This window comes from Enterococcus crotali, assembly GCF_000633635.1.
GTDB classification, from domain to species: Bacteria; Bacillota; Bacilli; order Lactobacillales; family Enterococcaceae; genus Enterococcus_L; species Enterococcus_L crotali.
In genome coordinates this window covers 91,192-104,013 of the sequence record NZ_AYPQ01000006.1, presented here as the reverse complement: position 1 = coordinate 104,013, position 12,822 = coordinate 91,192, and the positions used below count along the sequence as shown (strand labels likewise).

Annotated in this window: 9 protein-coding genes and 2 pseudogenes; 10 read left to right on the top strand and 1 reads right to left on the bottom strand. The window is 36.6% G+C overall.

Annotated elements, in window-relative coordinates; all coding sequences use genetic code 11:
* From V192_RS20285 to tig, 9 genes and pseudogenes are all read left to right on the top strand, one after another.
* Nucleotides 1-2,771, top strand: a pseudogene (locus tag V192_RS20285) (sigma-54-dependent transcriptional regulator).
* Between the two features lie 72 nt (nt 2,772-2,843).
* Nucleotides 2,844-3,260, top strand: coding sequence for a PTS sugar transporter subunit IIA (locus V192_RS0113915; protein ID WP_025872745.1), 417 nt, complete (start codon nt 2,844-2,846; stop codon nt 3,258-3,260).
* Between the two features lie 19 nt (nt 3,261-3,279).
* Nucleotides 3,280-3,750 (top strand): PTS sugar transporter subunit IIB, encoded by a 471-nt coding sequence (locus tag V192_RS0113910; RefSeq protein WP_025872743.1) that lies wholly within the window; start codon nt 3,280-3,282, stop codon nt 3,748-3,750.
* A 14-nt stretch (nt 3,751-3,764) separates the two neighbouring features.
* Nucleotides 3,765-4,553: a PTS mannose/fructose/sorbose/N-acetylgalactosamine transporter subunit IIC gene (locus tag V192_RS0113905; protein WP_025872741.1), complete on the top strand. Its 789-nt coding sequence runs from the start codon at nt 3,765-3,767 to the stop codon at nt 4,551-4,553.
* Entirely contained in the window at nt 4,537-5,367 is an 831-nt protein-coding gene (locus V192_RS0113900; protein ID WP_025872738.1) for a PTS system mannose/fructose/sorbose family transporter subunit IID, read from the top strand. Before V192_RS0113905 ends, V192_RS0113900 begins: the two co-directional genes overlap by 17 nt.
* Before the next feature lie 26 nt (nt 5,368-5,393).
* The gene (locus tag V192_RS0113895) at nt 5,394-6,443 is read left to right on the top strand and encodes an SIS domain-containing protein (RefSeq protein WP_025872736.1); all 1,050 of its coding nucleotides are present in this window, start codon (nt 5,394-5,396) and stop codon (nt 6,441-6,443) included.
* Nucleotides 6,444-6,455: 12 nt separating this feature from the next.
* A complete protein-coding gene (locus tag V192_RS0113890; RefSeq protein ID WP_025872734.1) occupies nt 6,456-7,460 on the top strand; it encodes an SIS domain-containing protein in 1,005 nt (334 codons plus the stop codon).
* A 114-nt stretch (nt 7,461-7,574) separates the two neighbouring features.
* Nucleotides 7,575-8,795: a zinc ribbon domain-containing protein gene (locus V192_RS0113885; RefSeq protein ID WP_025872732.1), complete on the top strand. Its 1,221-nt coding sequence runs from the start codon at nt 7,575-7,577 to the stop codon at nt 8,793-8,795.
* 175 nt (nt 8,796-8,970) lie between these two features.
* Nucleotides 8,971-10,253: pseudogene (gene tig / locus V192_RS20280) on the top strand (trigger factor).
* Between the two features lie 79 nt (nt 10,254-10,332).
* On the opposite strand, the gene V192_RS0113875 reads toward tig, so the two are convergent.
* Nucleotides 10,333-11,196 (bottom strand): alpha/beta hydrolase, encoded by an 864-nt coding sequence (locus V192_RS0113875; RefSeq protein ID WP_025872729.1) that lies wholly within the window; start codon nt 11,194-11,196, stop codon nt 10,333-10,335.
* A 389-nt stretch (nt 11,197-11,585) separates the two neighbouring features.
* On the opposite strand from V192_RS0113875, the gene allC reads away from it, so the two are divergent.
* Complete coding sequence (allC, locus tag V192_RS0113870) at nt 11,586-12,812, top strand: allantoate deiminase (protein ID WP_025872727.1); 1,227 nt, start codon at nt 11,586-11,588, stop codon at nt 12,810-12,812.
* Nucleotides 12,813-12,822 lie beyond the last annotated feature (10 nt).

Genomic DNA, 12,822 nt, shown 5'->3' with positions numbered 1-12,822 from the left:
ATGTTAAAAGAAAAACTGTTAGACTATCTAAAAAATCAAACATCTTTTTTCAATCCTGAAAATGTAAGCGATATTTTTCAGCATCCGATATTGCTGAAAAATTCTCAATCAAACGAAATACAGCAAGCCATTATCTAAACCAGCTTGCAGATGAAGGAATCTTAGTAAAGGTTAATACACGTCCTGTTTACTTTTTTCATAAAAAAACGTTCGAGCTACAAAATTATCCGCTAAAAAGTTCGTATTATCAAAATTTATCAGATATAGAAAAGGAGAAGCCGATTTTTGATAAGAAAATTGATTTTTTCCAAAATGTGATCGGTAATCGTGGCAGCTTAGCGCAAACCATCGAACAACTAAAAATGGCAGCGCTCTACCCAAATGGTGGGTTACCGCTACTGTTGACTGGAGAAAGTGGTACAGGCAAAAGCTATTTAGTTCAATTGCTCTATCAATTTTGTTTAGCAAATGATCTATTGATTAGTGATGCACCATTTATCACTGTGAATTGTGCGCAGTATGCAGATAACCCGGAATTATTGACAAGCCATTTGTTTGGTCATGTAAAAGGAGCATTCACTGGAGCGGATACTGAAAGAGTGGGTGCTTTTGAAGCAGCAACAGATGGTTTTCTATTTTTGGATGAAGTTCATCGATTAAGTGCAGAAGGACAAGAAAAATTATTCACTTTTCTGGATCAAGGAATTATTTATAAAATGGGGGAAAGTAATCATCCGATCGCAGTTAATTGCCGATTGGCTTTTGCAACGACGGAAGAGGTGAGCAGTACCTTTTTAACGACATTTTTAAGACGAATTCCAGTTCAAATCAAAATTCCAGCGCTTAATGAACGGACTCAGGCGGAACGAAAACAGTTGATTATTCGCTCTTTCTTTGAAGAACAGCAAACCATTTTGAGACCGTTACTCGTTTCACCACAGGTCATCAAAATTCTAGAAAATCGTTCATACAAAGGGAATGTAGGGGAATTGAAAAATCTGATCAAGATTATTACAGCTAAAAGTTTTACTGTCAATCATGAAAAAATACAAATCCCGATCACCTTGCATTCATTACCTAGTGATTTGCTAGCAGAAAATCATGAAACGACGTTTTCAGATGCCGACTCACTTTTAAGAATCGATAGTCAAAGTAACTTGGACTATTTAATTGAAGAAAGTGAACCAGAACAAAAGAGAATTATTCAAAGTTATGAAAAAATTTTGCTAACTTATGTTCATAACCAATCAGAACTAAACACTTCAGTAGGCTTGATTTCAAAGGAAATTGATTATCTTTTTGATTATTTATTATTTGAAACAAAAAGAGACCAAAAGCATGAGATGTTGCTATTTATTACTCAGCATGTGCGGCAGATGCTAGAAAAAATTGAATCTGCTTATCAAATTAGTTTCAATGGAAGCTTAGTGTATGCAATCAGTCACTATCTGTTTCAACGACGTTATGTAGAATGGCTGCCAGAAGTTGAGATGGTTCAGTTGATCGAGAGCTTTTTACTGGATATCAAAGCTAAGCTACCGAGTAGTTATCGATATGCAGAGCAAATTTTAAATCTAGTCAAAACGTCATTGGATATTGAAGTTTCCAGTATGGATCGGATTATTTTATCTGTTTATATTGATAATCTAGGCTATACCAAGGAAACTGCTTATCCTAAAGCGGTGATCGTGGCACATGGCTACGCTACAGCTAGCAGTATTGCAAATGTGGCTAATCGGATGTTGAATGAATTGTTGTTTCAATCTTTCGATATGCCGCTCGATGTCACGCCAAAGAAAATTGCGGAAAAGCTGATGCAATACATTGAACGAAATGATACATCAAACGGCTTGATCATTTTATTTGATATGGGGTCATTAAAGGAAATCCATCGTTATTTTGCCAAAGAATCCAATGCACCCATTGTATTGATGAATAATGTAACAACTAGTTTAGCGATTGCGGTGGGAGAAGGAATCCAAAGACAACAGCAACTTGTTGAGATCCCAGCCAAGGCGATCGATCGTCATCAGTATCAGTGGGAAATTATTCAACCGGAAACGAAAAAAGAAAAAATCATTCTCACGACTTGCGCTACCGGTATTGGGACAGCTGTTCAAATTAGTAATTTACTTGAAAAAAGTTTACCAGATACAACTGCTGTAAAACTTATTCCATGTGAATTCCGTCAGTTACGTGATCCCGTTGAATTTGAAAAAGCTTTTTCATTGTATGATGTGCTGGGGATCGTTGGTACAGCCAATCCAGCCGTGGAAAATATCCCTTTTGTTTCATTAGAGGATTTGATCGCCGGAATTGGGATCGAAAACTTGTTAGAGTGGTTGAAAAAAGAGCTAGTCCTGGATTCTCAGCAAGAATTTAGTAATCAGCTGATTCGTAATTTTTCATTAGATCGTGTGATTCAATCTGTGACGATTCTGGATACAGAAAAAATCATTGAACAAATTGAAGAATTTATGAAACAGCTAGAAGAACGCTGGGGTCATCGTATTACCAACGATCGAAAGTTAGCGTTGTATGTTCATGTAAGCTGTTTGGTTGAACGATTGATCCGCAATGTACCGATCGAAGTTTATAGTGGTTTTGACACTTTACAGGAGTGTCACGAAAAAGAGTTAAAGGACATCAAAGAAGCCTTTAGTGTCATCGAGAAAGTCTATAGTGTCAATATTCCAGATTCAGAGCTTTCTTATGTTCATGATGTTTTATTTGAAAACACTGAATATATCAGTGCTGAAACTGATTTTTAATCAATAAATCAAGGGTGCCACTAAAGTTGGCACCCTTTTTGCTATTAATAAAGTGTAAGTGAGGTGAGCGGGATGGCAAGAAAAATTATTTTAGCAACACACGGAAATTTTGCGCAAGGTATTAGAACTTCTTTAGAACTGATTTGTGGAAAAGCAACGAATGTAGAAGTTATTTGTGCCTATATGGAAGAAGGGTTTGATTTAGGTACTACGGTGGAAAAGACGATCAATGAAAATCATGAAAATGAATTGTTGATCATCACAGATATATTTGGTGGTAGCGTGAATAATGAGTTTTTCAAATATGTTGAACAGCCGAATGTGCATTTAATTTCTGGATTGAATTTATCATTATTGATTGAACTGTATACCCAATTAGAAAATGCAGTCTCTTTGGAAAAATTGATCACTCAAGCAATAAAAACTTCTCAGGAAACGATTCAATATTGTAATGCATTAAAAGTAAAAGACGACGAAGAAGAATTTTAAAAGAGAAAGGAAGTTAATCATGATTAAATTAGTACGTGTGGATCATCGTTTATTACATGGACAAGTTGCCTTTTCGTGGACACAAAGTTTAGGTGTAGATTGCATTTTGATTGCCAATGATGATGTACCACAAAATGATATCCGTAAAACGACGATTAAATTAGCAAAACCTGCTGGTGTTAAATTGGTGATCAAAAATATTGAGGATTCAATCAGTGCCTTGCAAAGTGGTGTGACGGATAAGTATAAGTTATTTATTGTTGTTGAAAGTGTTGAAGATGCATATAAATTAGCGAAATCTTGTCCTGAAATCAAGCAGATCAATCTTGGTGGAATGAAAGTCAGAGAAGGGACCAGAAATATTTCTAAAGCGGTCAATATAACCGCAGTTGAGGAAAGTTTAGTCAAAGAGTTAATCGCTGAAGGTGTTGCTGTTGAAATCAGACAAGTCCCCAATGATAAAAAAGTTGCTGCTTTAGATGCATTTTAGAAAGGAAGATCAAAATGATTGTACAAGCAATTTTGTTAGGAGTTATTGCATTTATTGCTCAGTCTGAGTATGCGTTAGGCACGTCACTTTTATCACGACCGATCGTGACCGGATTATTTACAGGGATCGTTTTAGGGGATCTTAAAACAGGTATTATTATGGGGGCAACGTTGGAATTAGCATTTATTGGTTCATTTTCAGTAGGAGCATCGATTCCGCCGGATGTGGTGACAGGTGGAATTTTAGGAACTGCATTCGCGATTACGGCAGGGGCTGGAACAGAAACGGCTTTGGTTTTAGGCTTACCGATCGCAACATTAACACTGATTTTGAAAAACGTTTATTTAGGTTTGGTGATCCCAACAATGAGTCAAAAAGCTGATAATTACGCGGATGATGGAAATTATAAAGGGGTAGAGCGAATGCATTTGGCGGCTGGTTTTGGCTTGTCACTGATGTTGGCACTAATTGTTTCCATTTCATTTGCTGTAGGGAGTAACACGATCAAAGGTTTATTGGATATGATTCCTGAGTTTGTTCAGCATGGCTTATCCGTTGCAACGGGAATTATTCCAGCACTTGGTTTTGCAATGTTGGCACGTTTATTGATCAACAAACAAGTAGCACCGTATTTCTTTTTAGGTTTTGCTTTGATGGCTTATTTCGAAATTCCAGTTACAGGAATCGCAATTTTAGGTGCGATCACAGCTGTGATCGTGGTTAATATCATGAATCACAATAAAGGCAAAGAAATGATCCAAACATCAAACGGGGAGGTTATTGACGATGACGAAGACTTCTAAGGAACAAACTGAAAAGTTGATCACTAAAAAAGAATTGAATAGTGTTTTCTGGCGGTCTTTCCAAATGGAATTTTCTTGGAATTACGAGCGTCAAATGAATATGGCATATGTGTTTGCAATGATTCCGATTTTGAAGAAATTGTATCCTAAAAAAGCTGATATGGCTCATGCGCTGAAACGTCATTTAGCCTTTTTCAATACCACCCCCCATATTGTGACATTGATTTTAGGGATCAATACGGCGATGGAAGAAGAAAATGTACTTGATGAACAATTTGATGTCAGCACGATCGATAGCATTAAAACTTCACTGATGGGACCTTTAGCTGGCTTAGGGGATTCATTTTTCTGGGGAACATTACGCTTGATCGCAACTGGAGTTGGAACTTCACTCGCTTTACAAGGAAATGTTTTAGGACCGATTTTGTTCTTACTGATTTTTAACGTCCCACATATTATTTTGCGCTATCTCTTCACAGGGTGGGGCTATAAATTAGGAACAGGTTTTTTGAAAAAGATTCAAGCGAATGGAATGATGGAAAGCTTGACTTTAGGTGCTTCGATCATTGGCTTGATGGTAGTTGGTGGGATGACAGCTTCGATGATCGATATATCGATTCCAGTTACGATCAGCGGCAGTGGTGAAACAGCTGTAACAGTGCAGAGCATTTTTGATGATATCATGCCTAAACTATTGCCATTAGCGACATTTGGAGCGGTCTTCTATCTTTTGAAAAAAGAAGTGAAACCTTTAGCGATTCTTGGAGGGATGGCACTTGTTGGGATTTTAGGTTCTTTAATAGGAATTTTTTAAGCACATTTATAGTGAGGTGAGGGTCAATGGAAACGATGTTGGATTACATCAATGAGGAACAGAAAACGTTGGAGCACATTATTGAATCATTCGATGTAGCACAAATCAATGTGAAAAACGTTAATCACTGTCTGATTTTAGCGACTGGTTCTTCTTACAATGCTTGTTTATCTGCAAAATATTATTTAGAAGAGACAGCACCTGTATACGTTCAAATAGAAGAACCGTTTAATTTTCTACATTATGGGAAGATCGATCCCAAGATTGATTTGATCATTGCAGTTTCCCAAAGTGGTAAAAGTGCTTCAACCATTCAAGCAGTAGAAACGTTAACACAAACTAGATCCATCAAAACAATTGCGTTAACTAGTGATATAAGTAGTCCAATTACTAAAGTGGTAGATGAAGTTTTAGATTTAAATATGGGAATCGAGAAAGTCGGTTTTGTTACGAAAGGCTATTCAGCAACTGTATTGAATTTGATGTTACTAGGATTACGTTTGGCTTATCAAAACAGGTCAATTGATCAAGTAATGTTACAAAGTGAGTTGTCAGAATTAAAGAAAGCAATCAGCCAAATAGATCCGGTTATCGAAAAAACCAGTGATTTTTGGTTGGAAAATCAAACAGATTTAATTGCTGGCTCACGTTTTATTACGATTGGTTATGGGCCAAATGTCGGGACCGCCAAAGAATTTGAAACAAAATTTACCGAAACAGTTCGTTTACCTTCTCAAGGATTTGAACTTGAAGCATACATGCATGGCCCTTATTTAGAAGCAAACCATAACCACTCATTGTTTTTTATTGAGAATGATAATGTATTGAATGGAAGAAGCCAAGCGTTAAAGGACTATTTAAGCAAATATGGTGCAAGTTGTTACACGATTACAACCGTTGCAAAATCAGAGCCGCAAACATTGAGTTTGTCTATCGAAATACCTGAAAAAATCAGTCCACTTCTATTGGTGATTCCCTTCCAATATTTAGCATATCAAATTGCTACAGGTAAAGGAATCGATTTAAACAAACGAATTTTTGATGATTTCGACCGAGTATTAAAAAGTAAAATTTAAGGAGCGTAAATAATGTTAAAATTTAACGAAACAAAACAAATCGAAGATATCAAAGGGGCTTTAGCACTACGTCCAGAAGTTGAAAAAATTGTGGATGAAGTCTGGGAAATAGGGTTTGACTCTATTTATTATCTAGGTATCGGTGGAACATATGCTTCAGCGATGCAAGCTGTTACTTATATCAACGGAAAAAGCGATTTACCGGTTTACGTACAACATGCTGCTGAATACTATACGACGGGGAATCGCCGTTTAACGAAAGATTCGATCGTTATTTTGTCTTCTGTAACAGGAACTACCCAAGAAGTCGTTAAAGCGGTAGAAGAAATTAAATCTGTCGGTGCAACATTGATCGGCTTTATTGATGCACAAGGGAGTATTTTAGCTGGAAAATGTGACCATGTCGTGACCTATCCGGCACCAGGAACGGAACAAATCAAGTTCTTTATGCTAGCCGACCGATTGATGAAAAATAATGGCGAATTTGATGATTATGAAGATTATTATCAAGAATTAGAAGAACATCTTCCTGTAGGGTTGGTTGAGGCTGAGAAAAAGGCGGATGACTTTGGATTGAAATTTGCCCAAGCCCATCGTCACGATGAGATGCATTATTTCATCGGTGCGGGAAATCAATGGGGCGCAGTCTATTCTTATGCGATGTGTTATTGGGAAGAACAAAGCTGGTTGCCTTCAAAATCGATTCATGCCGCTGAATTCTTACATGGAACTTTAGAAATCGTAGAGGAAACAACTGCGGTAACATTATTTATTGGTGAGGACGAACAACGGCCATTGGCTGAACGAGTAGCAAATTTATTGCCGCGTATTTGTGCTAACTATACGATCATTGACTCAAAAGACTATCCCGTTGCAGGAATCAGCGAAAAATATCGCGGACGAGTTCTATCGTTCTTGTTGATGCATTGTGTAACACAAAGAATCGATGCTCATGTGGAACAGTTGAATTGCCATCCGTTAGATATCAGACGTTATTATCGTCAGTTTGATTATTAAGATGAAAGAGAGGACCTGCGGCTGAAAAGTTGTAGGTCCTCTCTTTCATCTTATATTTACTATCAAAATAAACTATGAGACAATATTTGAAAGATTTTGATAGGAGGAAGAACAGTGAATGAAGATTTACTTGTCCCAAATAAATGTAAGTCTTGCGGTGGTCTGCTGAATGATCTAAATACAAAATATTGCCCAAACTGCGGAATAATGTTAGATGAGATCCAAACTTTAATTGATAAGAAAAATCAAAATATTGAAACCTGTCCGAACTGTGGGTCATCCATTGTGTTTAATATTGAAAAACAGTGTTTTGAATGTAAGCATTGTGCATCGACTTTTTCAACACAGAAAGAGTTAGATGCTATAGCTCAATTTTATCAAGCAGATAAGGTAGTTCCGTTTCAAGTGGAACAAGAACGAGCGAAGATGCGTTTTTACGAGTGGTTTTCAGTGGATCAAGAGTCACCAGTAGCTATAGAGAATATCACTTTAAAGCAAGTTTATATACCATTTTCAGTTGTTACAATTAGGTACGAATGTCATTGGGAAGCTGAGGTTGGTTATACTACATTTCAAGAAAATTCAGGAGAAAACTGGTCCTATAGCGACGGACGTATATCAGGGGAATGTTTTTCCTTTTTTTCTGTCTCAGAAGAAATGAACATAGAAGCTGATAAACTGTTCTCAATCGCCTCTTTTAAGCCTTTGATTTTAAAAATGGTTCCATATGACGACCATTATTTGACTGGTACACATCAATTAAAAATAGCAGCGGATGAAGTAATGAAAACACTAAACCTATTTCAAACAGTTACGCAGTATGCAGCTGAAGATGAGATGAGAAAAGTAGTGCCTGGTGATCGGAATAGAAATGCAAGGGTGACAAATCTACAATATGAACCTTTTTCAGAATTTGTTTATATTCCTATTTGGCAGCTTGAATATCAAATTAATGAGAGCATATTTGAAGTTTTAATTACAGCTACAGATAAAGAAAATATAAACTTAGTTGGCAGTAAACCTTCTGCAAGTGATTTTCCAGAGGATGAACTGACCAAAATCAATAAGAAATATAAGAAAAAATATCGTTGGAGCATCGTAGCATTTTTAATTTCATTGATTCTTATTATGACTTACGATCGAAATAATGAGCCAGGTGTCCTTTTTTCAATTATTACGCTATCATTATTTTTTGGAGGCTTTTTTTCTTGGCTCGTTTTTGGCATCAAGAGTAAGCTCATGAAAAGAGCCTATCTAAAATCTAAAAAAAATCAGTCAACTGGGTTACAGAACAATACAGACTATTTAAGCTTGATTGAAAAATATAAGAAATAGTCAAGTGAGTCATTTACATTATTGAGAAGAACATTTTACAATCAAAAAAGAAATTTTTGTTTTATTTCCCTTCTTCTCACCTAAAATGTTTACATTTAACCAGTGATAGTGTACTATTTAAAGGTATGCATAACATAAATTCATGTATAAAATTAAGTTATTCGGAGGGAAACAAATGTCTGCGAAATTTGAAAAAAAAGGCACCAATGATGGTGTGTTAACTTTTTCAGTTGATCAAACTCTAATTGAAAAAGGCTTGAAACAAGCATTCGATAAAGTCAAAAAAATCTTAACGTACCAGGATTCCGTAAAGGAAAAGTGTCACGTCAAGTATTTAACCGTATGTACGGCGAAGAAGCATTGTATGAAGATGCATTGAACGCAGTATTACCAGAAGTATACGAAGCAGCTGTGAAAGAAGCAGGGATCGATCCTGTATCACAACCTAAAATTGATGTTGAAAGCATGAATAAAGGTGAAGATTGGGTAGTAACTGCTGAAGTGACTGTAAAACCTGAAGTTAAATTAGGCGAATACAAAAACTTAACAGTTGAAAAACAAGACCGTGAAGTAACGGATGAAGACGTTGATGCACGCATCCAACGTGAATTAGAAGCACAAGCTGAACTAGTCATCAAAGAAGACGAAGCAGCCGTTGATGGCGATACTGTCGTAATCGACTTTGAAGGATTCAAAGACGGAGAAGCTTTTGAAGGCGGAAAAGGCGAGAACTATTCTCTTGAATTAGGTTCAAACTCTTTCATCCCAGGTTTTGAAGAACAATTAGTTGGCAAAAAAGCTGGCGAAGAAGTTGAAGTAAAAGTAACTTTCCCAGAAGATTACCAAGCAGAAGATTTAGCTGGTAAAGAAGCTGTTTTCCAAGTGAAAGTTCACGAAGTGAAAGCAAAAGAATTACCAACTTTAGATGATGAATTTGCAAAAGATGTTGATGATTCAGTAGAATCATTAGACGAACTAAAAGAAAAATACCGTAACGAATTAACAGAATCTAAAGAAGCAGCTGCAACAGAAGCAAAAGACGAAGCAGCTATCCGTCAAGCGGTTGACAACGCTGAAATCGTTGATCTTCCACATGTAATGGTTCATGATGAAGTGCACCGTTCAATGGATGAATTCTTAAACAACATGCAACGTCAAGGAATCGCTCCAGATATGTACTATCAATTAACTGGTACAACTGAAGCTGACTTGCACAAACAATTTGAAGCAGAAGCAGAAGTTCGTACGAAAACAAATCTTGTAATCGAAGCGATCGCTAAAGCTGAAGATATCGAAGTATCTCAAGAAGATATGGATAACGAAATCAAAGATTTATCAGAACAATACAACATGCCGATCGATCAAGTGAAAAAAGTCTTAACTGAAGACATGTTAAAACATGACATCCGCATGAAACGTGCAGTAGAAGTGATTACTGAAACTGCAACTGAAAAATAAAAGCAATTTTAAAAGACATTCCTGAGTGATTGGGAATGTCTTTTTGCTATATCCATAGAAGAGGATAAGTATGTTAAAATCAAATGACGGCTAGTGTTTTATCAAGCCATGCAATCAGAGCTTGATACACCTGAAGCCCTTCACTTTTAGTAATATCACCATCAAAATCATGAGGGAGATCTTCAACTTCTTCATAAGTAACATGGGGGATTTTATTACTGGCAATACGCGATACTTCAACTGGCACATCTTGATCGGCTGAGCTATGAGCTAAAAATACAGGCGGAAGCTCAGTAAGTTCTGTGTCTGTAAGAGTAAAGATTTCTTTTTCACCTGGAGAGTTGATCAGATAACTTAACCAGTTACCGAATTGGCGACCAGATAAATAAAGGGAAAAACGTTCATTAATAGAGACTTCTGTGATAGGTTTAGATTGGATCAATGCTTGAGCAGTTAAAGGAGCAATCTTAGGAAATTGATTATAATAACTGCTAGGCTGGCTGAACGCCGGATTCGTCAAATCATAATAGCCATAAAAGCTGATCAAGCCTTTTTGTTCGGGTAAAGAATAACGTGCAGATAATAAATAAGAAAGAAAGCCACCAGCTGAGCGTCCAAACAAGAAATAATTCGAATTTTCCAAACCTAACGTTGTTTGATGATTTTTAAGGAACCAGTCAATCGCTTCCTTTAAACAAGTAACGATAGTAGACAGTTTGACTTCAGGAGCTAAAGGATAATCAACAGTCAATAAATTATAGCCATGCTCGACTAAAAGTTCACAGTAAGTTTCGGGTAAATCATCTCGAGTTCCGTAAAGAAGCCCGCCACCATGAAAATACAAGAGTGTGGCTTTTGTAGAAGAGTCATCTTCATTTGAGTAGAAAGTCATGGATAAATCTAAATCTTCTAGTTTACTGTAAAGAAATGTTTGTTTAATCATTAATAGTCCTCCTTGAATTATAGGTAACATCGTGCACCTTGTACCAAGTGTTTTCGTGCAACGAGTAATCGCATGAGTGATCAATATCAACTCATAAATTCATTGTATTTCTTGGCATGTCTCAAAACTAGAGCATAATAAGATAACGTACTTTCAATAGAAAAAAAGACTGAGATATTGTTGAGCTTATTTGCATTCTACCATTTTTCCGAAAATTAGCCCATGAATCCAGAAAATTTCACTAACTTATTTCTATTTTAACCCAAATAGCTACAGTCTTTATGTTTAATGCGCACAAAGATAGGAGTTAATTTGTGAAATGTGGATAGTGTATGAAAACGGGCAACCGCTTACAATGGTTGTGATAATAAAAGAGGGAGATGTATCAAATGGATTTAAAAAAAGTTTTACAAGAAAATATCGATCACTTATCAAGTATTGGCAACGACCCAACCGGTGGAATGACACGTTTATTGTATTCTGATTCTTGGTTGGAAGCACAAAAATCTGTAAAAGAAAAATTAGAAGCAATTGGTATGACCGCTTCATTTGATGAGATCGGTAACCTCTTTGGTAGAGTAGAAGGTACAGAACATCCAGAAGAAACCGTTTTATCAGGTTCTCATATTGATACTGTCGTTAATGGCGGGAATTTAGATGGTCAATTTGGTGTTATTGCAGCCTATGTTGCGATTCAATATTTACTAGAAACACATGGTAAACCAAAACGTTCATTAGAAGTTATCTCAATGGCTGAAGAAGAAGGCAGCCGTTTCCCTACAGTATTCTGGGGTAGTAAAAACTTTGTTGGCGAAGCGAAAAAAGAAGATGTTATTGAAATCGCTGACTTTGAAGGTTTAAAATTTGTTGAAGAAATGCAACGTCATGGCTTTGATTTTAGAGATGAAACTAAAGCTGCAAGAGATGATATCAAGGCATTCGTAGAAATCCATATCGAACAAGGTACAGTGCTTGAAAAAGAGCAATTACAAATTGGTGTGGTTAACAATATTGCTGGACAAAGACGTTATACAATTGTATTGAAAGGCGAAGCAAACCATGCTGGAACAACACCAATGGGGTATCGTAAAGATGCTGTTTATGCTTTTGCTAAGATTTGTTCCGAAGCGATCGATCGCGCATTAGAAGTTGGCGATCCGCTAGTGTTGACTTTCGGTAAAGTTGAACCGAAACCAAATACAGTAAATGTTGTTCCAGGTGAAGTGCTATTTACAATGGATTGCCGTCATACAGATAGCGGTGAACTTCATGCCTTTACAGCAGAAATCGAACAATTGATGAGAGATATCGCAGCAAAACATGGCTTAGAGATCGACATCGATTTGTGGATGGATGAAGCTCCAGTGCCAATGAATGAAGAAATCGTAACAGCAATCGAAACAGCAGCTAAGACTGAAAATATGAAATACAAAGTCATGCATAGTGGAGCTGGACATGATTCTCAAATCATCGCACCAAACTTCCCAACAGCAATGATTTTTGTACCAAGTATCAATGGGATCAGCCATAATCCAGCTGAAGCGACAGATATCGATGATTTAGTCAACGGTGTCAAAGTTCTAGCTAGCACATTATACGAATTAGCTTATAAATAAAAGAAAGTAG

What these genes read in the sequence shown, in the direction of transcription:
- V192_RS0113905 (WP_025872741.1), top strand. Translation starts at nt 3,765, where the DNA reads ATGATTGTACAAGCAATTTTGTTAGGAGTTATTGCATTTATTGCTCAG.
- V192_RS0113915 (WP_025872745.1), top strand. Translation starts at nt 2,844, where the DNA reads ATGGCAAGAAAAATTATTTTAGCAACACACGGAAATTTTGCGCAAGGT.
- allC (WP_025872727.1), top strand. Translation starts at nt 11,586, where the DNA reads ATGGATTTAAAAAAAGTTTTACAAGAAAATATCGATCACTTATCAAGT.
- V192_RS0113875 (WP_025872729.1), bottom strand. Translation starts at nt 11,196, where the DNA reads ATGATTAAACAAACATTTCTTTACAGTAAACTAGAAGATTTAGATTTA.
- V192_RS0113910 (WP_025872743.1), top strand. Translation starts at nt 3,280, where the DNA reads ATGATTAAATTAGTACGTGTGGATCATCGTTTATTACATGGACAAGTT.
- V192_RS0113895 (WP_025872736.1), top strand. Translation starts at nt 5,394, where the DNA reads ATGGAAACGATGTTGGATTACATCAATGAGGAACAGAAAACGTTGGAG.
- V192_RS0113890 (WP_025872734.1), top strand. Translation starts at nt 6,456, where the DNA reads ATGTTAAAATTTAACGAAACAAAACAAATCGAAGATATCAAAGGGGCT.
- V192_RS0113900 (WP_025872738.1), top strand. Translation starts at nt 4,537, where the DNA reads ATGACGAAGACTTCTAAGGAACAAACTGAAAAGTTGATCACTAAAAAA.